At 65.2% G+C, this 21,479-nt stretch carries 14 protein-coding genes and 1 pseudogene; 9 read left to right on the top strand and 6 right to left on the bottom strand.

Annotated elements, in window-relative coordinates; translation table 11 throughout:
• Positions 1-32: 32 nt before the first annotated feature.
• The 3 genes and pseudogenes from recF to dnaA form a co-directional block, all read right to left on the bottom strand.
• Positions 33-1,187 (bottom strand): annotated as a pseudogene (gene recF / locus DAT37_RS02355) (DNA replication/repair protein RecF); the annotation flags it as partial.
• Between the two features lie 63 nt (positions 1,188-1,250).
• Positions 1,251-2,426 (bottom strand): DNA polymerase III subunit beta, encoded by a 1,176-nt coding sequence (dnaN, locus tag DAT37_RS02360; RefSeq protein WP_109522957.1) that lies wholly within the window; start codon positions 2,424-2,426, stop codon positions 1,251-1,253.
• Positions 2,427-3,263: 837 nt separating this feature from the next.
• Entirely contained in the window at positions 3,264-5,171 is a 1,908-nt protein-coding gene (gene dnaA / locus DAT37_RS02365) for a chromosomal replication initiator protein DnaA (protein WP_109522958.1), read from the bottom strand.
• 660 nt (positions 5,172-5,831) lie between these two features.
• On the opposite strand from dnaA, the gene rpmH reads away from it, so the two are divergent.
• The 9 genes from rpmH to DAT37_RS02420 all read left to right on the top strand — a co-directional run bounded on the left by rpmH (position 5,832) and on the right by DAT37_RS02420 (position 18,517).
• The gene (gene rpmH / locus DAT37_RS02370) at positions 5,832-5,975 is read left to right on the top strand and encodes a 50S ribosomal protein L34 (protein WP_071932098.1); all 144 of its coding nucleotides are present in this window, start codon (positions 5,832-5,834) and stop codon (positions 5,973-5,975) included.
• A gap of 21 nt (positions 5,976-5,996) precedes the next feature.
• A complete protein-coding gene (gene rnpA / locus DAT37_RS02375) occupies positions 5,997-6,461 on the top strand; it encodes a ribonuclease P protein component (RefSeq protein ID WP_109522959.1) in 465 nt (154 codons plus the stop codon).
• Positions 6,458-6,811, top strand: a complete 354-nt coding sequence (gene yidD / locus DAT37_RS02380; RefSeq protein WP_109522960.1) for a membrane protein insertion efficiency factor YidD — start codon at positions 6,458-6,460, stop codon at positions 6,809-6,811. The genes rnpA and yidD overlap by 4 nt, the downstream gene beginning before the upstream one ends.
• Before the next feature lie 4 nt (positions 6,812-6,815).
• Positions 6,816-7,910 (top strand): membrane protein insertase YidC, encoded by a 1,095-nt coding sequence (yidC, locus tag DAT37_RS02385; RefSeq protein WP_109522961.1) that lies wholly within the window; start codon positions 6,816-6,818, stop codon positions 7,908-7,910.
• 157 nt (positions 7,911-8,067) lie between these two features.
• Positions 8,068-8,574, top strand: a complete 507-nt coding sequence (locus DAT37_RS02390; protein ID WP_232839489.1) for a Jag family protein — start codon at positions 8,068-8,070, stop codon at positions 8,572-8,574.
• Between the two features lie 170 nt (positions 8,575-8,744).
• Positions 8,745-9,509 (top strand): 16S rRNA (guanine(527)-N(7))-methyltransferase RsmG, encoded by a 765-nt coding sequence (gene rsmG / locus DAT37_RS02395; RefSeq protein WP_109523240.1) that lies wholly within the window; start codon positions 8,745-8,747, stop codon positions 9,507-9,509.
• Between the two features lie 6,011 nt (positions 9,510-15,520).
• Positions 15,521-16,471 (top strand): ParA family protein, encoded by a 951-nt coding sequence (locus DAT37_RS02410; protein WP_232839490.1) that lies wholly within the window; start codon positions 15,521-15,523, stop codon positions 16,469-16,471.
• A 54-nt stretch (positions 16,472-16,525) separates the two neighbouring features.
• Entirely contained in the window at positions 16,526-17,569 is a 1,044-nt protein-coding gene (locus DAT37_RS02415) for a ParB/RepB/Spo0J family partition protein (protein WP_109522965.1), read from the top strand.
• Between the two features lie 228 nt (positions 17,570-17,797).
• Complete coding sequence (locus DAT37_RS02420) at positions 17,798-18,517, top strand: hypothetical protein (protein ID WP_109522966.1); 720 nt, start codon at positions 17,798-17,800, stop codon at positions 18,515-18,517.
• A gap of 85 nt (positions 18,518-18,602) precedes the next feature.
• Here DAT37_RS02420 and DAT37_RS02425 read toward each other — a convergent pair whose 3' ends face one another.
• The 3 genes from DAT37_RS02425 to trxB all read right to left on the bottom strand — a co-directional run bounded on the left by DAT37_RS02425 (position 18,603) and on the right by trxB (position 21,463).
• Positions 18,603-19,799: an N-acetylmuramoyl-L-alanine amidase gene (locus DAT37_RS02425; protein WP_109522967.1), complete on the bottom strand. Its 1,197-nt coding sequence runs from the start codon at positions 19,797-19,799 to the stop codon at positions 18,603-18,605.
• 277 nt (positions 19,800-20,076) lie between these two features.
• Positions 20,077-20,409: a thioredoxin gene (gene trxA / locus DAT37_RS02430; protein WP_109522968.1), complete on the bottom strand. Its 333-nt coding sequence runs from the start codon at positions 20,407-20,409 to the stop codon at positions 20,077-20,079.
• Positions 20,410-20,482: 73 nt separating this feature from the next.
• Positions 20,483-21,463 (bottom strand): thioredoxin-disulfide reductase, encoded by a 981-nt coding sequence (gene trxB / locus DAT37_RS02435; RefSeq protein WP_109522969.1) that lies wholly within the window; start codon positions 21,461-21,463, stop codon positions 20,483-20,485.
• Positions 21,464-21,479 lie beyond the last annotated feature (16 nt).

Here is a 21,479-nt window from a genome sequence, read left to right on the forward strand (position 1 = left end):
CTGGTGGTGCCCTCCCCATGCGTTCCCCGCGCGATCCGCGATATCCGCCGCGCGGTGTCTCCGCTCGTCTCGACCCGCAGCGGCGTCGCGGCCAACTCCCCCGGCACGTCCTCGGCGACGGCGGCGGTGATCAACACCTGTTCGGCGCCTGCCGCTACCTGAGCCAGCGCCGTTCGCCTACGCCGATCCAGTTCGGCGAACACATCGTCGAGCAGCAGCACCGGTTCCGCGCCGGTACTGCGCAGCAGTTCGAAGGCGCCCAGGCGCAGAGCGAGGGCGAAGGACCACGACTCGCCGTGACTGGCGAACCCCTTCGCCGGCGCCTCCCCGAGCATCAGGTCGAGATCGTCGCGGTGCGGCCCGACCAGGCATACGCCTCGATCGAGTTCCTTGGTCCGGGCGACGCCGAGTTCGCGCAACACGATGGCCTCCAAGGCCACGGCGTCGTCCTGCTGTGGTTCACGCGCGGGATCGAGCCATTCGGGTGGCAGATAAGAGCTGCGATAACCGATTGCGGCCGAGCGGGATTCGGGCGCGATGGACCGATACGACTGCGCCAGATGGGGATACAGGTCGTGCACGAGACGCAGTCGCTGCGCGAGCAGCACCGCGGCGTGTTCGGCCAGGTGCCCGTCCCACACATCGAGGGTGCTCAGGTCCGATTTCGACCGTGCTTGTCGCCCAGCGGTTTTCAACAGGGCGGAGCGCTGCCGGAGGACCCGCTCGTAATCGGCGCGGACACCGGCGAGTCTGGGCAGCCGGGCTGTGCACAACTCGTCGAGGAACCGGCGGCGCTCCCCCGGATCGCCGCGCACCAGCGCCAGATCCTCCGGGGCGAACAACACCGTGTGCAGGATCCCCAGGATTTCCCTCGGCCTGCGGACCGGTGACCGGTTGATCTGGCCGCGATTGGCCGCGCCCTGGTTCAGGTCCAGGTCGATGCGCAGTTCCCGACCGCTGTTGACCACCGTCGCGCCGATCCGAGCGCGGTCGGCACCCATACGGATGAGGGGTGCGTCGGCCGCGACTCGATGCGAGCCCAAGGTCGCCAGGTAGCCGATCGCTTCGAGCAGGTTGGTCTTGCCGTTACCGTTCGATCCCAAGAAAACCGTTCGGCCTGGGGATAACTCGATTTCGGCATGTTCCCAGGAACGAAAATCACGCAGCGACAGCGCTCGGATGAACATGCGCTATACCGTCGCGCCCGAAACCCGGCCCGGCCCCGATGGAACCCGTTTGTGCACAGGCGCTCAGCCCGGAAGCCGAACCGGCATCAACAGGTAGATGTACGGGCTGGCCAGCGCCGCGAAGGCGCCGGAATCGAGTACTTCGGGTTCTTCCTCCCCCGCGGGCAGCAGCACCGCGGGACGACTGGGAGTGGTGAATCCGAACGTGACGCGATCGGCGTGCAGCGCGGACAGTCCGTCGACCAGATAGCCGGGATTGAAGGCGATGGTGAGGGATTCGCCGCGGAAGTCGGCCTCGATCCACTCCTCGGCGCGCCCCGCGTCGTCCCCGCCCGCCGACAGCAGCAGACCCTCTGTGGAGAACTCCAGACGCACCTGGGCGCCGCGCTCGGCGACGAGTGCGACGCGCTTGATGGCCTCGGTCAGCGCGGACACGGCGAGCGTGGCGATGGAGGTGTGCTCCTTGGGGAGCAATTGGCGGAACTTGGGGAATTCCGCGTCGAGCAGTCGCGTGGTGGTGCGGCGGCCGCCGTTCACGATGCCGAGCAGGCCCTCTGAGCCGGAACCGGAGCCGAGCGACAACTGCACGGGAGCATCGGACGGACCGAGCGTCTTGGCGGCCTCGGACAGCGTGCGCGCCGGAATCAGCACCGATGTCTCGATATCGCTGTTGTTCGGCTTCCATTCGATGTGGCGCACCGCGAGCCGGAACCGGTCGGTGGCCGCGAGGACGACACGTGAGCCCTCGATCTCGACCCGGATGCCGGTGAGCATCGGCAGCGTGTCGTCGCGCCCCGCGGCGACGGCGACCTGGGAAACCGCCCCGGAGAACACATCCACAGCCAGTTCGCCGGTCTGCTGCGGCACCTCGGGCAGTTGTGGATAGTCCTCGACGGGCATGGTGGGCAGCGAGAATTTCGCGCTGCCACAGGAGATCAACACCCGCGTCCCGTCCACCGAGACGTCGACGGGTTTGTTGGACAACGCCTTGGTGATGTCGGCGAGCAGACGCCCGGAGACCAGAACCTCGCCGGGGCCCGCTACCTCGGCCGCCACCCGCATCTGGGCGGAGACCTCGTAGTCGAAGCCGGAAACGGTCAGCCCGTCCTCGTCGGCGACCAGCAGCACGCCGCCGAGTACGGGAACGGGCGGCCGGGACGGCAGGCTGCGCGCCACCCAGGCGACGGATTCGGCGAAATCCTCCCGGGCGACCCGAAACTTCATGCTTGCAAGCTCCATCGCCCGAATTTCCTCTCCCAGTTCCGTGATCCGTGTCGGCTCGTCAGCTGTGGTTCTCGTGAGGGGTGCTGGATCGTCCGCCCCCGCAGTGTGGCACAGGCGACCGACACCAAACCGTACCCGCGTCCGTCGCGAGTACATAGTCCGACCCGCTGTCGACGCTTCGTGGGCGTTTCGCCGAATGGGCCGAGGCGACGCGGAGGAGGCCGAGCGGTTCCTCGATCGAGCATCGCCTCGGTCCCTTCCTCCTTGCTTCTCGAAACCGAGTGCCTCACGAGCTGACACGTCCCGACCGAGTTTCCACACAGCCTGTTTTCAAGAGAGATTCTTAATGAGAAGAAATGAAGTAGTAGTAGGCGCTGTGGAATCTGTGGACTGAGGCCGTATCCGCAGGTCACAGGGTGTGGTGCCGTGGGGATGGCCGTGGGGTGACTCGAGGATGAACACGAGGCGTCTGTGGAGACCCGGAACTTGTCCCATGTTCATCCTCGAGTGCTCCTCGAGTTGTTCCACCATATTCACCCGGTTGTGCACACATGTGCACCGAACCGTGGACAACTCGAGGATTCCTCGAGGAGTCCACAGGGACTCCTCGAGGAATCCACAAGCGCAACTTCCCAGATCGCCTGGTCAGTGCCTGTGTGTGGATTCGGCTGTGGAAGTTGGGGACTACTGCCTGTGAGTCCTGTGAACGACGCCGACGCCCCCACCTGTGGACGAAACGGTGCACAACCGGTGGATTCCTCGAGGAATCCACAGGAATTCCTCGAGGAATCCACAACCCACAAAAAAGCACCGCCCCTGGTCAGGGGCGGTGCTGGGGGTGTTAGTGGAAAATCAGCGCGAGCGTTGCTTGATTCGGGCTGTGAGTTCTTGAACTTGGTCGTAGACCCGGCGCCGTTCGGTCATCTCCTTGCGGACCTTCTTCTCCGCGTACATCACCGTGGTGTGGTCGCGGCCGAACGCCTGGCCGATCTTCGGCAGTGACAGGTCCGTGAGCTCGCGGCACAGGTACATCGCGATCTGACGCGCCTGGGCCAGCGGACGGGCCTTACCCGGGCCGGTGAGTTCCTCGAGCGTGGTGTTGAAGTACTCCGCGGTCACGGCCATGATCGTGGCCGCGTTGATCTCGAGCGCCGCCGTCTCCGGCATCAGATCGCGTAACACCACCTCGGCCAGCGGCAGATCCAGCGGTTGGCCGTTGAGCGAGGCGAACGCGGTCACCCGGATGAGCGCGCCCTCGAGTTCGCGGATATTGCGCTCGACCCGGCTCGCGATCAGTTCCATGACGTCGTGCGGCACATCGAGCCGGTCCATCCGCGCCTTCTTGCGCAGAATCGCGATGCGGGTCTCCAACTCCGGCGGCTGCACATCGGTGATCAGGCCCCATTCGAACCTGGTCCGCAGTCGTTCCTCCAGCGTCGCCAGTTGTTTCGGCGGACGGTCCGAGGAGACGACGATCTGTTTGTTGGCGTTGTGCAGGGTGTTGAAGGTGTGGAAGAACTCCTCCTGGATACCTTCCTTGCCCTCGATGAACTGGATGTCGTCGACCAGCAGGATGTCGGTTTCGCGATACCTGCGCTTGAACGCGACCTTGCGGTCGTCACGCAGGCTGTTGATGAAGTCGTTGGTGAATTCCTCGGTGGAGACGTATTTCACCCGCATACCGGGGAAAAGTCGCTGCGCGTAGTGCCCCGCCGCGTGCAGGAGATGGGTTTTGCCGAGGCCGGAGGCGCCCCAGACGAACAGCGGGTTGTACGCGCGCGCCGGTGCTTCGGCGATGGCGACCGCCGCCGCGTGCGCGAACCGGTTGGATGCGCCGATGACGAAGGTCTCGAACGTGTACTTGGCGTTCAGGCTGGTCGAGGAGGAGGGCTGCGGGGATTCCTGGCTCTTGTTGAAATAGGTCGGCCAGGAATTGCGGACGCTGACCACCGGTTCTTCGTCGCCGCGCGGAGACGGTTCCGGTTCGCGGACCGAGTCGTGCGCGGCCGTGACGGCCTGGTCGTCGTCGTGTTCGCGTACCGGCGAGCGCCCGGCCATCCGCATCGGTCCGGTTTCGGGCGAGAACAGCGATTCCTGGCCGGCCGGGCCGGGGCGGGATGGCTGTGCGCCGTCGCGACGCTGCGGCGGATGCCCTTCCGAGCCGCCCGTTCCCGGGTAGTCGAGTTGGGGCGGAACCTGGTAGGTGTTCGTCGGGTAGTCGTCCACCGGGTATTCCGGCGCGGGCGCGTATTCCTGGGCGGGCGAGTATTCGGTCGCCTGCGCGTATTCGCGGGTGCCCGGATACTCCGGCGTCGGGACGTAATCGGCGGGCGCGGCGTAGCGCGGCGTTCCGTAATCGCCGCGACCAGGGAATTCGCCCCCCTGGGCGCGGGGTGTCTCGCGTGCCCGCTCGGGCCTGCTCGTCATCCGCGCGTGCCGGGGGTTGGCGCCGGGCCGGTCGGGCGTCGGGGTCGCCGGTGCGGCGATGCGCACCCCGAGACCTTCTACCTGGGGGCCGAGTCGCCTGCCCAGCGAGCGCAGGATCGGTTCGCGCAGATCGCGTTCGATGGCCTCCTGGGCCAGCGACGAGGGGACCGAAAGCAGCGCGAAACCCTGGGCGACAGTGATCGGCTTGACCAGTTTCAGCCAGGCCTGCTGCGCGCGTGTCACCGCGGGGATCGTCCCGTCGGCAGAACCGGTGGTGAGTTCGGCGATCACCTCGGGCCACACCGTGGCCAACACGTTCTGCTCGTCGTCCATGCAGTTTCCTCCCCGGAAGTAGGTCGATAGGAGCAGACGGCCGGGGTGCGCGGACATCTACCGTCGATGGTCGATATGGTGATCCCGCGTACAACCGAAACCGGGTCGGTCTCTGCTCTGTTCCCCCGGTTGCGGGCGGCGGCGTGGGCGCCGTCGGCCCTACGAATATGCCACTCCAGGGGTCTTTCCACACAATTATCCACAGATGTGGACAACCCTGGGGAAATCCGGATCTGTCGTGGATTCGGCCTGTGAAAGGCCTGTACCAGGGGTTCTTCGGCAAACTTTCGGCAACGCCGAGTGGCGCTTGCGGTAGCGTACGCACAGGGGTGTGGACGAACTCACCATCGCGGGTGGGTGTCGCTCCCTTCTCGACGGGAACCGCGCAGGTCGGACCGCGAACCCGACAGGTGGGCCGAGTTTGACCCTCCGGGGGACGGTCAGTACCCTCGTACAGTCACCCCTTGGTGCGGTGGCGGTTCTGTGCTGGCTCTGTCCTAGCGACGGATCGCCGGTGTGGTTCGAGAACTGTTGGTTCGACGACCGACTGTGCGCCAGGACCGACGCGCGCCGAGGATGACCTACCAAGCGATTCGTCGCGCATATCAATGACAAAGCTTCGGGCACCGTAGGTGCCCAACAACTCGAGGAGTGTTGACCGTGGCCAAGGGCAAGCGGACGTTCCAGCCGAACAACCGTCGTCGGGCGCGGGTTCACGGCTTCCGCCTCAGGATGCGGACCCGTGCGGGTCGCGCCATCGTTTCGGCGCGCCGCCGTAAGGGCCGCTCCGAACTCACTGCCTGATCCTCGCTTTCGGACGCTCGGGTGTTGCCTGAGCCGTATCGGTTGCATCATCGTGCCGACTTCTCCCGGACGGTGCGCCGCGGCCAGCGAGTCGGGAGACGAGATCTGGTCGTACACGCGCTTGTGCACGGGTACGACGGATTCGTCGGCGCGAGTGGACGAAACAGCGATCCGGTAGTCGCCGGATCGATGGTGCGCATCGGCGGACCGAGGTTCGGATTGATTGTCAGCAAGGCGGTGGGCCCCGCGGTGATACGACACCGGGTGGCCCGCCGCCTGCGTCATATGTGCGCCCAGGTGATTCCGGAACTCACCGCCGAGGCCGACGTCGTCATCAGGGCACTGCCCGGTGCGGCGGACGCCGATTCGGCCGAGTTGCTCCGCCAGATCCGGGGCGCGCTGCGCAAACTCGACGTGTCGCCGCTCCCCTCGGAGTACCCCGGGGGCACACTCGATACGACCCGTGGGTCGGGTGATCGGTCGTGAGCCCCCTCGCGACGCTGGGTCGGCTACCGGCGCGGGCGCTGATCTTCCTCATCGAGCTGTACCGGACCTACGTCTCCCCCACGCGGATGCCGGTCTGTCGCTTCACCCCGAGTTGCAGTGAATACGCGGTCACCGCGCTACGCACCCGTGGGCTGGTCGTCGGCCTCGGATTGACGGTCGTGCGACTGGCCAAATGTGCGCCCTGGCACCCTGGTGGGTGGGACCCCGTCCCGGAGCGTCGCGGACGCGACCGGAACGAGGCGGTCGCCGACCCTGTGGGCTCGGCACCACACGCTTGTAAAGGATCACCGCGCGCGGTGGTCGGCGACACGAACGACGGGAGTGCATAGAGCCGTGCTCGACTTCATTTATTACCCGGTGTCCTGGATCTTGTGGTTCTGGCACCGAGTCTTCGCGGCCATCCCCGGCCTCGGTCCGGATAACGGACTCACCTGGTCACTCGCCGTGGTGTTCCTGGTATTCACGCTGCGCGTGCTGCTGTACAAGCCGTTCGTGAAGCAGGTCCGCACCACCAAACAGATGCAGGAATTGCAGCCCCAGATCAAGGAGTTGCAGAAGAAATACAAGAACGACCGCCAGAAGATGGCGCTGGAGATGCAGAAGCTCCAGAAGGACAACGGCTTCAACCCGCTCATGGGCTGCCTGCCGGTCCTGGCCCAGGTGCCGGTCTTCATCGGTCTGTTCCACGTCCTGCGCTCGTTCAACCGGACCGGCCATGGATTCGGTCAACTCGGAATGTCGCCCGAGGAGAACGCCAATACCGCGAACTACGTCTTCAGCGCGGCCGATGTCCAGTCCTTCCTCGGCGCCCGTATCTTCGGCGCCCCCATCTCCGCCTTCATCACCACCCCCACCGCGGAACTCCAGGCCTTCGCCGACTACGGCGGTATCCCGTCCAAGCTGAGCATCGCGCTGGTCGCGATTCCGCTGATGGTGATCGCCGGTCTGGCGACCCACTTCAACGCCCGCGCATCCGTCGCCCGTCAGACTCCCGAGGCCGCCGCGAACCCGCAGGCCGCGATGATGAACAAGCTCGCGCTGTGGGTCTTCCCGCTCGGTGTGCTCGTCGGTGGTCCGTTCCTGCCCATCGCGATCCTGCTCTACTGGGTGTCGAACAATATTTGGACTTACGGGCAGCAGCATCTCGTCTTCGGTCGGATGGCCAAGGAAGAAGAAGAGAAGAAGCAGGCCAAGCTCGAATTGCGAGCGCAGAACGCACCGAAACCGGGTGTGAAACCGGTCAGCACCAAGAAGAAATCCGACACGGCGGTCACCGATGATGTCCCCGTCGACGATGTGCCCGCGCAGGCGGAGCCCTCGACGAACGGCACCGCGAAGAACGGTAGCCGCGGGTCCGGACAGCGCAGGCCCGGTGGCCAGAAGCGTCCGGGCAACCGGGGCCGCGCCAACCAGAAGCGGCGGCGCTGAACGTTGATCGGCCCGGCCCGCGAGGCCCGCTGATTCCCTGAGCAACCCCTTGATCGCGTACCACCGGGCGGCGGTCGCCAGGCGTGCGTGACGAGCAGATGAAGGAAATCAAATGACTGTTGAGACCGACGGAGGGGACGCCACAGTGGCGACGACGATGGTGAACGCCGGGACGGAGCCCGACGACGTCGCGAACGACGCCGAGGAAGCCCTGATCGAAGAGGGCGAGATCGCCGGCGATTACCTCGAGCAGTTACTCGACGTTTTGGATTTCGATGGTGATATCGATCTCGACGTCGAGGGCGATCGTGCCATCGTGAGCATCGACGGCGGCCGCGATCTGTCGAAGCTGGTCGGCCACAACGGTGAGGTGCTGGACGCGCTCCAAGAGCTCACCCGCCTCGCCGTTCAGCAGACGACCGGCGTCCGCAGTCGGCTGATGTTGGATGTGGCGGGGTGGCGGGCCAAGCGTCGCGAGGAGCTGAGCGCCCTCGGTACCGCCGCGGCCCAGCGGGTGCTGGAATCCGGCGCGGCGGAACCGCTCGCCGCGATGACCCCCTTCGAACGCAAGATCGTGCACGATGCGGTCGCGGCCGTCGAGGGTGTCAGCAGCGAGAGCGAAGGCGTGGAGCCGAACCGTCACGTGGTCGTTGTTCCAGCCTGATTTCGTATGACTCTCAGTGTGGACGAATTTCGTCACCCTGACGAAATTGAGTGGATGGGCCTCCGATCTTCGGATCGGAGGCCCTCTCCATATCTGATATCGGCCCGCTCCCCCGGCTGCGGAAATCCGTCATCGGAGGTATGCCTGTGATCGACTCGAGCTGGGAAGGGATGTTTCACGTGGAACGAGATCTCGATGGAAGCGCCGCAATGTCTGCCGAGTCGGAGCCGCCCGCCGAGGCTGCCGTCATCTTCGGCGACCGGTTGGAGATCGCCCGCCGGTACTATCTCGCGTTGGCCAGCGCCGGGGTGGAGCGCGGACTGATCGGCCCCCGGGAGGTTCCGCGACTCTGGGATCGTCACATCCTCAACTGCGCTGTCATCGGTGAATTGATTCCCGAAGGCGCGACCGTCGTCGATATCGGCAGCGGCGCCGGACTGCCCGGCATCCCGCTCGCCATCACCCGACCGGATCTTCGGATCACCCTGGTCGAGCCACTCCTCCGCCGGACCATCTTCCTCAGCGAATTCATCGAGTCCGCCGGGCTGGACGTAACCGTCGTCCGCGGCCGCGCCGAACAATCCGGGGTGATGAAAGAAGCGGGCGGCGCGGATGTTGTCACCTCCCGGGCCGTAGCCCCCCTCGCCAAGCTCGCTCAGTGGTCCCTACCCCTCCTGCGGGACCACGGACGCATGCTTGCCCTGAAAGGTGCCAGTGCCGCAGAGGAATTGGAGCGCGACGGCGAGGCATTGGCTCGCGCCGGTGCCGGCAATGCCGAAGTCCTCCAATGTGGCGCCGGTATCGCGTCGACACCGACGGTCGTGATCAGTGCGATCCGGCTCCCTCGCTCGGAGCGGGGGTCGCACCGTCATGGGAAAGGGGGATCGGGTCGTCGGGGGAAGGACGCCAAGGGGCGGGGCGAGGGGGCGAGTTGATGGGGCGAGTTCGCGGGATCGCGTGGGCGATCTGATGGAGGGGGCTTGCGGGTTGTCCGCGCGTCCGTCTCCGGGTCTGTCTCCGGCTGTCCTGTGTTTCCCGTGAAACAGTGCGCGGTGGGTCCGCGTAAGGGTAGGCCGGTTGCGGCAGTCCGAGTTGTAGTCCGTGGGCGGCACGGCTGTGGCGGATCGTGCGCTTCGTGTGCGGACTGAGCGGGATCTCAGGTAGGCGTAGTTCGATCAACGCGCGTGTGGGTTGCTGACTCGCCGGTGTTGGTTCGTGAGCGCAATGGGCCAGACGTGGCGGTGGCTCCCCCGGTGTTCGTGAGTTGCTCGTCGCCGACGAGCAACGCGGTCTCCGACTGGTGCTGGCCGACAGGGGTCAGCACCAGTCGGGTCAACAGCGTCACGTCGAGGGTGCTGCCAGATCACGGTGCTGCCATTCCTCTGGGTCCTTCTGACGCGTCTGCGGAGGAATCTCCTGACGCCCGGAACGAATCCGTATACGCGTCCGCTCGATGCGAGGATTTCGAACGTGACGACACTTCTCTCGACCTTTTGTACGAACTCCGTCACTGATCGAGGAAGGGCCGGTGTCTGGAGTGTGTGGTCGCGTGTGCGGCGAACCGGGGCGTACAGCTGCGCGGTGTGATCGAAAGCCTCGTAGGCCGCCCGCAGTCAGGGCGGCACTCCCCCACGTAGGGACGCCGCCGCTTTTCCCTCAGCGGCCTCGACGTGAGCACTGGTAGGTCCCCCGGTCGAGACCAATGTCGCGAGATCCCTGCGGCAGCCCGACGCGAGATCCCCGCGGCAGCCCGATGAGCCGAAAGCGCCGCCGCACATGTCATCGATGGCGATAGCGGCCCACCCCAGGAGTGGTAACGACGATCGTCTGATTTGTAGTGCCACTTGGACACGCTTGAAGCCGCTGATCGACTTCGGTCCTCGCTCTGACTTCCGTTGTGGCGCGACCTCCGTTGTGGCGCGATTCAGAACAGGTGTCGTGTGATGAAAAATCGAGCCTCTCGACGCGCATCGTGTTGACCGGAGCGTCATACAGCGCAGAGGGGAGACGTGTCGAGCCACAAGGTTTGCCGCGACGTCGTGGGTGGTCGGCACCTGCCAGTGCGCGCGTTTCAAGTCCCGTTCGCCCCAAGCCGTGCTGCCCCCTCCGTTGCAAGCAGGTCGTTGCTCCACCTATTTGAGTGGTGAGGGCGGTCAGCGGCGCTCCGTCTGCCAATGTCACCTGGATCGTCACCTGGATCGCGATCGACAAGTAATGCTGTCGGCTCGGAGATGTATCCGCGGAGACTGCGCGCACACAATCGTCCGGGACAAACTGCCGACCGGCGCAGCCGGAGGCTGCCGCCATCCGCCATCCGCCATCCGCCATCCGCCATCCGCCATCCGCCATCCGCCATCCGCCATCCGCCATCCGCCATCCGCCATCCGCCATCCGCCATCCGCCATCCGCCATCCGCCATCCGCCATCACTGGCATTTGCTCCATGCTCGTGCAGTCTCTGAACGGGGATGGCGGCCGTTGTCGGCTGGTACACCTCGGCACGTTGGTCGGTGGCGGACTGTTCGACACTGTGCCGCAGGGGTGGGTTCGCACCCATTGGAGTAGTTCTCGGATTTCGGGGACCGCGCCGCCAGTTGGACTCGCATGGCTGGATTGCCGTTGGCCGATGTGAAGGTGGTCGGCCAGAAGGCCATCGGGCTGACCGGGTATCGGGCTGACGGGTACGCCGGTCTAGTTGGGTGCGCTGGGTGGTGGTGACTGACAGAGCAGGGCAGGCGGAGCGGCACTGCCGAACCCGGGGTGGGCTGGTGCCCCTGAGATTTTCGGCGCCAGGGATACGCGCGCTTGGCGCTCGCTTCAGCTGGTTGGGTGTGAGCTGCTCGCTGGGAGCGTGACGGTCGGAGTGTTGGACGACTGAGGTGGGCGACTGATCGTGATCGGGTAAGGACACGACCCGAGGATGCCGCTCAGCTCCATGATGGATTGAGCCTTTGGTTCGATGGCAGTGTGCAGTGTGGGGAGCGATTCCCGGTCTGGGAAGAAGGCGTGGCGGATACCAATACGTTCGGCGGACGGTGACTGAAAAGAAGATTCACGGTGTGGCCACTCCCCTGGAGTCCCGCTGCCGCGCTGCGGTCAGTCGTGGTTTCCCGTGAAACATGCGTCCGTGGGTGGTCATGGAACGTGGTCATCGAGAGGGGGCTGCCGAGGTGCCGTTGCCGCCGAGGCTTCGGGATGCCGCTGCCGAGCGTGCGGACGAAGACCGCGAGCGACGGCGATGCGGCCACACGGCGTGGTAACGGAGAAGCGGTGTAGACCGTAGCGATTCGAGGGTGGGCGCGTGTCGTCGCCGATTCCCACGCGTTGAGGTCGCCTCCGAAAGTGACCGGTGCGGACGCTCACCGCCATGGCGGGTGGCACGTATTTGCGGGTGGGCATCACGATCATCAAAAACCTGTCGTCGGTAACAGGTCACCCATTGCGGTCAGGTGGCGTGCCGACGACCTACATCTGGGCGGCACGCAACGGCCGGGGCCAGGTTGCGGAGAAGTCATTGCGGAGGTGTGCGCACGAGAATTCTTGGCACCGGAACCGCCGGGGTTCGAGCGCCTTGGTCGTCTGATGCGCTCGACGAACGGCTGCGCAGGAGAACCGGGCTGAGGTCTGGCGGCCGGTCTGCCGCCGTGGACCGCGATCATCCGACCGTTCATGGATGGGTATCGACGGCACTTCATCATGCGGATACGACTCCCGTTGCGCATCACTCCCCTGCGTTCGGCTTCCGAACGACTCCGGACATCTGATCGGTGAATGATCCACGTGAAACCGTGTACCTGTCGAGGGCTGGGAGATGCGCTCGGCTGACCCGCGAGCCCGTCGCGGTAGTCGGTGTTCAGGTGAATGGGTGGGAGTGGACCGTCTGCGTGGATACGTTGACATCTCGCACCGCGTCGTCGAGCGAATCCACGCGGTCCTCGTTGGCGGTCCCGTCGATCGGGCGGACGTCGACGGTTTCGTCGGAACGGATGACAGAGGTTCTGATTTCATTGGTACGCAGAGTCGTCGCGACACGTGTGGACGACGACTGATCGGGCCGGAGTAATTAGGGGTGGCGAGACGGTCAACCGCCTTCGGATCGATGATCTCTCGTATCGAGGGTGACCCCACGCCTCGCCTTGTCTGTTGGATGGCTCCCGCTGGCTTCGGTGTTCGGTTGGAGGCGATCGTGCGGCGAGGGTGCGCAGCCCTGACAGTGGAGCGCCAGACGGCAACCGTTGGATGTTTTCGCGGCACAAGAGCCAGTGATGTGGAAAGAGCGACAAGACCACGAATGGTTGATCAGCGGTCTGTGCGAACAGAAGACGGTGGCGTGGTAGCGGCCTGCTTCCGACGCACCGCTATGAGGGGAATAGTCGGCGTATCGCGACGATGCCGAGGAAAGCGGGTCGATCCCGGGTCGTTGACGGCCTGGCCCGCAGGATGGCGGCGGCCCAACCGCTCGCCTTCGGAGAGCTCAGCGGCGGGTGTTCGTCGGCGAGGTCCGGACCACGCGCGGGAATCGCGGACCGGGCGCAGGATTATCTGCACTCGACACGAGAAGGTCCATCACCTGACTTCGGCTCCCGTCGGAGCTCTGCCGACTCGGAGCGAATTCTCCCGATTGGCCCATCCGCTGTCGACTTGTACCGAGTTCACACTCGCCGATGGTTTCGGGGTGCCCGCTGCCAGACTTGGCCGACCTCGCTCGAGATGGACGTGGACTATGCGACGCGTCCACACCGATTCGGGCCACCGCTGCGAGCGGACGCCACCAATCGAACTCCGCGTAGGAACTGTGGGTTGGACGCTGCGACAACCTCCGAAGTAGTACGCGTACATCGGATGCCGACGGCCGACTCGATGGCACTGCGGGGAGCCGCCTCAACTGAAGACTGATCGTGATTGGGTAGTCAGGCCCTGGGGACGCCGCTCAGTTCGATGATGGATTGGGCCTTTGGTTCGATGGCAGTGTGCAATGTGGGGCGGAATTGCTTCGCGGCGAACCTGCGCTGCCTTGTCCTCCACCCACGCTCCGGCTATCGACGTCCGGGGTAGAGGCGCAGGACCTCCAGGACGGTCGCATCACCTGGGGTGTACCCCTTGGCTCCCGGTGCAGCATCAGATCGCGCACCCGCCTTGCTGGCTGCCGCCTACCCGCCCCGAACTGATCCGTAGCAGCGCAACGGTGAGCAACTCCGCCGTGCGCGGAGAGGACTCGCGAACCAGTCACCGCTCTGAATATCCGTGGCTCGAAGCCAGCTCCAGAACGCGGCGGTGACGAGCTCGAATCTGAGCCACAGCGTTCTCTCGACCAGCCGTCTCAGGATCGGCGCGATTCACGTGAAACTCGGTACCTCGCGACGCATGGCTTCCACGAAGCGATATGGGGAGTCTCATGGTGTACGGACGATATTGGCGAGCCCGAATCGGCGGCTGCAAAAGAAGATCGTCGTCTTGAGCGGTGGGGCGGCCCCACCACAGCCAAGCTGCGCCCGCTGACCGTGTCTGCAACTTCTGTCCACTGTGGACCGGTGAACAGCGCAGAAAACGCGTCACCGACCGCGCGGGCTTTGTGGCAACGTCGGCAGCTGCCGGTTCGACCGATGCCCGGTTCGACCGATGCCCGGTTCGACCGATGCCCGGTCCGACCGATGCCCGGTCCGACCGACGCCCGGTCCGACCGATGCCCGGTCCGACCGACGCCCGGTCCGACCGACGCCCGGTCCGACCGACGCCCGGTCCGACCGACGCCCGGTCCGACCGACGCCCGGTCCGACCGACGCCCGGTCCGACCGACGCCCGGTCCGACCGATGCCCGGTCCGACCGATGCCCGGTCCGACCGAGTGCTGATGATCGATAGGCCGCCGAGCCTTCGAGTACTTCGCGAGATTGGTTCTACGGCTTGATCATCGTCACGGCTCCCACCATTCGCGCGACTCCGTGTGATGGCAGGATGCGCGCGACTCAGGCGACGGCAAGTCGGACGTTCGGTAAGTGGGGCCGAGAACGTACGACATCGAGTAGAACCGGGCGAAACGTAAGTGGGTGGGAGTTCGGGAACGACGGCGGCATTGCGACGCAGACAGGAATTCCGCTCTGGCACCGACCGGTCGGCCGAGGCTGATCGTCTCCGCCACTCATGCGAAGGGCGAGTCGGTTCAGACCCGGGGCGGTGGCTCCTCTGACGCGCTAGGCAATCCGATGCGTGATATGAACGGCTGTGCAGGAGAGCCGCGCTGGCGTGGTTCACGTGAAACTCGATGCCGCGCGACGCGCGACTTCACGCAGCGATGCACTCACGGTGCACGAACGATATTCGCCAGGTCTGCAACCGCGGCTGCGGAAAGTGGATTGGCGTGCGGGACAGGCAAGACGCATATCCGAACCCCGGTGACTGTTATCACCCCTGCCGCGCAAGCGACTTCAACCGGGAACGCACCATCCGCACTTTCTCTGCGGTAGGAACATTGCGTCACAGTGATGAAAATATCGGAAGGTCCAGGTACCCACCTGACTGTTGCATCTCAACACCCATCCCCCACCTATCAGCCGGATGCCCTCCACGCCTGTGCCCGAACCGAGCCTCGCGATCGATGTTTCATGTGAAACATGGCGACTCGCACGAATTTCGGCGCGAGTTTCGCGTGTCGTTTGTGTCGCACCGCGATTCAGCTTTCCTATCGCGCTGAGTGCTGGCAAGCTAGTGAGCGTCGGGCGTCAGCGTAGGTGCCACGGAGGATGTGGGTGTCACAGCGGCGCGGGCTCCGTCCGCTCGGTCGGACTCCTCGGTCCCAGGTCGAGCATCGTGTTTGGATCCGGCACAGCTGTTGAAGACACAGCGACGGCCTCTGTCGGTCGCACGTGGTCTGAGTTCTCGGGTTAGGAGCTGTCTATGTCGAGCGGTCCGGCGAATGTTTCACGGGAAACGACGTCGCGCGTGCCGGGGATGCTGGACTCCAGCAATCTCGACGCGGAAGCATTCGGAAGCACACCGTTCGGGCACATCTCCCCCAGTGAGACCCCGATCGCGGCCGAAGCTCAGCGCGCCAGTCAGATATTGCATCCAGGAAAGGTGACTGTGCCGAAACCGCACGAGCAACGGATCATCACCATTGCCAATCAAAAGGGTGGGGTCGGAAAGACAACGACGGCCGTCAATCTAGCTGCCGCCCTGGCATACCAGGGGATGACGGTGCTCGTGATCGACCTCGATCCGCAGGGCAATGCGAGCACGGCGCTCGGTATCGAGCACCACTCGGGTGTTCCCTCGAGCTACGAACTGCTCATCGGCGAGGTATCGGTCAAGGAGGCTATTCAGACCAGTCCGCACAGTGAACGCCTGCTGTGCATTCCGGCGACGATCGATCTCGCCGGCGCCGAGATCGAACTGGTGTCGATGGTGGCGAGGGAGGGGCGGCTCAAGGCCGCTATCCAGGAGGCGAATATCGCAGGCTTCGACATCGACTACGTCATGATCGACTGCCCGCCTTCGCTCGGTCTGCTGACCGTCAACGCGATGGTGGCGGCGAAAGAGGTGTTGATCCCCATCCAGTGCGAGTACTACGCCCTGGAGGGTGTCGGTCAGTTGCTCCGCAATATCGGGCTGGTCCAGGCACACCTCAACCCGGATCTCCACGTTTCGACCGTGATCCTCACGATGTACGACGGCCGCACCAAATTGGCGGACCAGGTCGCGGAGGAGGTTCGCGGACACTTCGGCGATATCGTGCTGCGGTCGGTGATTCCTCGCAGTGTGAAGGTCAGCGAGGCGCCGGGTTACGGGATGACGGTCCTCGATTATGATCCAGGCTCCCGGGGTGCGATGAGCTACCTGGATGCCGGTCGGGAAATGACTCAGCGGGCCACCCTGGCCGCGCAGGTCGCGGATGGCGCGTAATCCCAACGGGGTGGCGGTTTTCTGGTGGCGAAAAGAGAAGGGATCGGAAAGCCGATGACTCAGGCGAAAAAAGGCGGGCTGGGGCGCGGGCTGGCGGCATTGATCCCGACCGGGCCGACGACCACGCAGGGCCTCGGCAGTGCGCCCGGGCTCGGCAGCGCGGCGGCGAACGTCGTGATCGGGCTCGACCCCATCGGCCCGCAGCCTGCGTCGGCGTACCTGCATCGCGTTCCGGATCCCTCGGAGGTGGCCGAGGACGACGGTGAGCTTTCGACGAGCGGTGCCATCTACCGCGAGATCGCCCCCGACCAGATCGAACCCAATCCCAAGCAGCCCCGCCAGGTCTTCGAGGAAGAGGCGCTGGCGGAGCTGGTGCACTCGATCCGTGAATTCGGTCTGATGCAGCCGATCGTGGTTCGTCGGGTCGAGCCGGGTGTCGATCGCTATCAGCTCGTCATGGGTGAGCGGCGGTGGCGCGCCTGCCAGGAAGCCGGGTTGGAGGCCATCCCGGCGATCGTCCGGGAAACCGCCGACGGGTCGATGCTGCGTGACGCGCTGCTGGAGAATATCCACCGCGTGCAGCTGAATCCGTTGGAAGAGGCGGCGGCCTATCAGCAATTGCTGGAAGAGTTCGACGTCACGCACGAGGAATTGGCGACCAGGATCGGACGGTCGCGTCCGGTAGTGACCAATATGATCCGGCTGTTGAAACTGCCCATCCCGGTGCAGCGACGAGTGGCGGCCGGTGTGCTGTCGGCCGGACATGCCAGGGCGCTGCTCGGTTTGGAGGCGGGCGCCGACGCGCAGGAAGTGCTCGCCGCGCGGATCGTCGCCGAGGGGCTCTCGGTGCGAGCGACCGAGGAAGCCGTCACCCTCGCCAATCGCGATCCGGATGCGGCCGCTCCCCCGACGCCGCGTCGCAAGCCGATTCATATGCCCGGCCTCCAGGATGTGGCCGAGCGGCTGTCGGAATCCTTCGATACCCGGGTCACCGTGAGTCTGGGTAAGCGGAAGGGAAAGATCGTCGTCGAGTTCGGTTCGGTGGAAGATCTCGAGCGGATTGTCTCCCTGATGGAGCAGCAGCAGCTCGGTATGTGAAGTAGATGAAAATCGCCCGTGTGGGCCCGGTATACGGGAGCAGGGTGTTAAAACGTCACTGTGACAGCGCCTTGGAAAAGCGCTCCGGTGGCGCGGGCGAGGGTTCCTGACCAACAGCACAGCGGCATGGGAGTGAGGCAGGTTTCTGTTGATCGCTTATTCTTGCTGGCGAGAAAATAGTGATGCGGCGTGATCGAAGAATCGGATAGCTGGAGGCTGAGCAGAGCGGTGTCGACCAGCGTCACAGCACTTACCCTCGGCGGAGTGGATCAGCTCCCGGCACATGCCAGGCGCTGTGTCTTCTGGGAGATGGACCCGGCCGTCGCCGAGGACTCCCGCGAATTCAGTGATCCTGTCTTCGAGAAAGAGGCATGGCTGTCGACGGTCATGCTCGAATGGGGTTCGTGCGGTCAGCTGGCCAATATCGACGGCAATGTCGCGGGATGCGCGTTGTACTCACCGCCGAGCGTGGTGCCGCGCGCCGCGCTGTTCCCCACCTCCCCCGTGAGCCCGGACGCGGTCCTGCTGACCACGCTCCGCTCCGAACATCCCTACCGGGATGGCGATGTGGCTCAGCGACTCATCCAGGCCGTGGTGGCCGATCTGGTGCGTCGTGGTGTGCGTGCGCTGGAGGCATTCGGCATCCGTGGTGAGCCGCCGGCCAAGGCGATGTCGGATCGCACCGTCGGGTCGATGCGGCTGATGGAGCGTATCGGCGCACCGGCCCGGGAATCACGGTCCGCGGGATGTTCGCCGGAGACGTGCATGATCGAAGCCGATTTCCTCGAGGATGTCGGTTTCGAGGTGGTCGCCGCCCACCATCGGTTCCCGAGGCTGCGTCTGGAGCTGAATTCCGACCACGGCTGGAAGGAAGACGTCGAGCGTGCCCTCGACCAGCTGCTTGCCGCCGCTTCGCTGAACGAGGCGACCCGCGTCGGCGCGCCCTGACCTTCGGCTGCCCCGGATAGACCAATACGCCCCTGTCGATACGTGATCGGCAGGGGCGCACTGTATTCGGGAAGTCGTGTCGACCCTAGACCCGGTCGGCCGCGGCGAGTTCTTCGGCCAGTAGTTCCGCGAAGGTGTAGGTGCCGGTCGGCTGATCGTCCTGACCGAGCAGATACAGCCGCTTGACCGAGATCAGGATCGCCTCGGCGATGACATCGCGCATCCTCGGATTGGTGAGGACCGAGGCGTCGTAGCTGTTGGTGAGGTAGCCGATATCGACCTGGACGGTGGGCATCTTGGTGAGACGCAGCAGATCCCAGGTCCGAGAATGGGTCCGGCAATCCTGCAACGAGGTCCGTGCGACCACCTCGCGCTGGATGAAGCCGGCCAGCACCTGACCGATCATCGACACCGAACCGTGCGAATTGCCGAAGTGGAATCCGGCGACACCGTTGGCCATCGGACTCGGATTGTTCGCGCACCGCAGCGAGATCATCAGGTCGGCGTCGAAGGCGTTGGAGGTCTCGGCCCGCTCGGCATCGGTGGGATTGGCCCCCCAGGGCCGCGACAGGAACGTCTCCATACCGGTGGCCGCCATGCGACCCTCCAGCCTGCTCGCCAGATCCCACAGGATCTCCGACTCGTAGACGTCACCGAATTCGCTCGGCACCGCGTAACCCTTGTCGGGGCCGCCGAGGCCGGGATCGATGACGATCCGCTTACCCGTCAGCTGCGGTCCCGCGCGATGGACGACCTCTTCTTCGGCGATCCGATGCGGATTGCCGCCGGTGACCCTGGCGCCGAGCAGTTCGAGCGACCGCAACGTATCCGGTCCGCAGATGCCGTCCGCGGAGAGCCCGATCTCACGTTGGAACGCGGTGAGCCCTTCGTGGGTGTGCGGGCCGAAATACCCGTCGACGCGGTGCACGTAGAAACCGAGGTCCTGCAACCTGCGCTGCAGGGTGGCGACATCGTCACCGTACAGCGGTGCGGACAACTGGTAGATCAGCGTGCGCGCGCCGAGCCGGTAGGACGCTTCCTTGAGGGACCGATAGGTCGCGGGCCCGACGACACCGTCGACGAGAAGACCGCGATGCTGCTGGAACGCGCGCACCGCGGAATCGAGATGGTGGTCGAACGAGGCTTCGGTATCTTTCCAATACTCTTGCGCACCCGGCCGGTCGTCGCCGACCGCGTGCGCGTGGAGGAACCCGAGACTTGCCAGGGTGCTCCGAACCTCTGCAACGGCTGGACCGGAATCGCCGTGACGAAGTCGGTGCATGCGTGAGAGCCCTTCCCTTCCGTCAAACCCGGGTACCCACTCATGCGTTGGGATACACCTTCACACGACCATCGCCATGTCGATCGGCGCCTTTTCGCGGCCATGCGCACGTTGTGCACGCTACCGCGTCCGGGCATGTCGTCCACGGCGTGTGGTCGATTGTCTCAGACCTGACCCGGAATCCGACAATCAACCGGGGTCCAGGCATCCTACGGCGCGTCGTCGCACGGCGGTGTTCTTTGGAGAATCGATACCGCAGCGGCACAGTGCCGCTGTGTCAGAGGACGTCCTCGAGTTCACGTAAGAGGGCGGCTTTGCCCTTCGCTCCGACGATCTGCTTCACCGGTTTTCCACCGGAGAACAGCATCATAGTGGGCAGCGACAGGATCTGATAGTCGCGTGCGGTACCGGGATTGGCGTCCACGTCGAGCTTGGCCACGGTGAGTTTGTCCGCGTGGGTTCCCGCGATCTCCTCCAGGACGGGGGCGACCATCTTGCACGGCCCGCACCAATCGGCCCAGAAGTCGACGAGGACCGGCTTCTCGCTGAGCAGGACGTCGTCGGCGAAGGACGCGTCGGTCACGGTGACCGTCTTGGCGCTGTCGGCCATGGGATATCTCCTTGCGGTGGTAGAGCGTTGTGACGAGAACGAGCGGCGGCTGGTCCGCACCGACCGTGGCGGATCACACGCCGGCGACGGGCCGTCCGGCGTGGTCGAGAGTGTTGGAGGTGATGTCACCCTGATCGGCCAGCCAGCGCTCCGCGTCGATGGCGGCGCGGCAGCCGGTACCCGCGGCGGTGATCGCCTGCCGGTAGGTGTGATCGACCAGGTCGCCCGCGGCGAAGACACCGGGGACCTTGGTCGCGGTCGACGGGTGCTCGACCTGCACGTAGCCCTCGTCGTCCAATTCGACCTGATCGCGGACCAATTCGCTGCGCGGGTCGTGCCCGATCGCGACGAACAGGCCGGTCGCGGCGAGTTCGGACTCCTCGCCGGTGCGGGTGTCGCGCAGGGTCAGGCTGGTCACGGCCGAATCGCCGTTGACCTTCGCGATTTCCGAGTTCAGCACGAAGCGGATCTTCTCGTTGGCCTTCGCGCGTTCCAGCATGATGCGTGAGGCACGGAACTCCTCGCGGCGGTGCACGATGGTGACGCTCGACGCGAATTTGGTGAGGAAGGTCGCTTCCTCCATCGCCGAATCGCCGCCGCCGACCACGACGATGTCCTGGCCCTTGAAGAAGAAGCCGTCACAGGTGGCGCAGGCGCTGACGCCGCGGCCGAGCAGTTCCTGCTCCCCCGGTACGCCGAGGTAGCGGGCGGCCGAACCCATCGCGAGCACGATCGCGTACGCCCGGTAGGTCTCGCTGCCGACGGTCACGGTCTTGATCGGACCGCTCAGATCGATCGCGTCCACGTCCTCGGTGCGGATCTCGGCGCCGAATCGCTTGGCCTGCTCGCGCATCTCGTCCATCAGGTCCGGGCCCATGATGCCTTCGCGGAAGCCGGGGAAGTTCTCCACCTCGGTGGTCGTCATCAGTGCGCCGCCGAACTGGGTGCCCTCGAACAGCAACGGCTGGAGTTCGGCGCGTGCGGCGTAGACCGCGGCCGTATAGCCTGCGGGTCCGGAGCCGACGATGATGAGGTCGCGAACTGGCGTGCTCATGGGGCCCTTCCGAAAA

This window comes from Nocardia aurea (assembly GCF_003123685.1).
Classification (GTDB): Bacteria; Actinomycetota; Actinomycetes; order Mycobacteriales; family Mycobacteriaceae; genus Nocardia; species Nocardia aurea.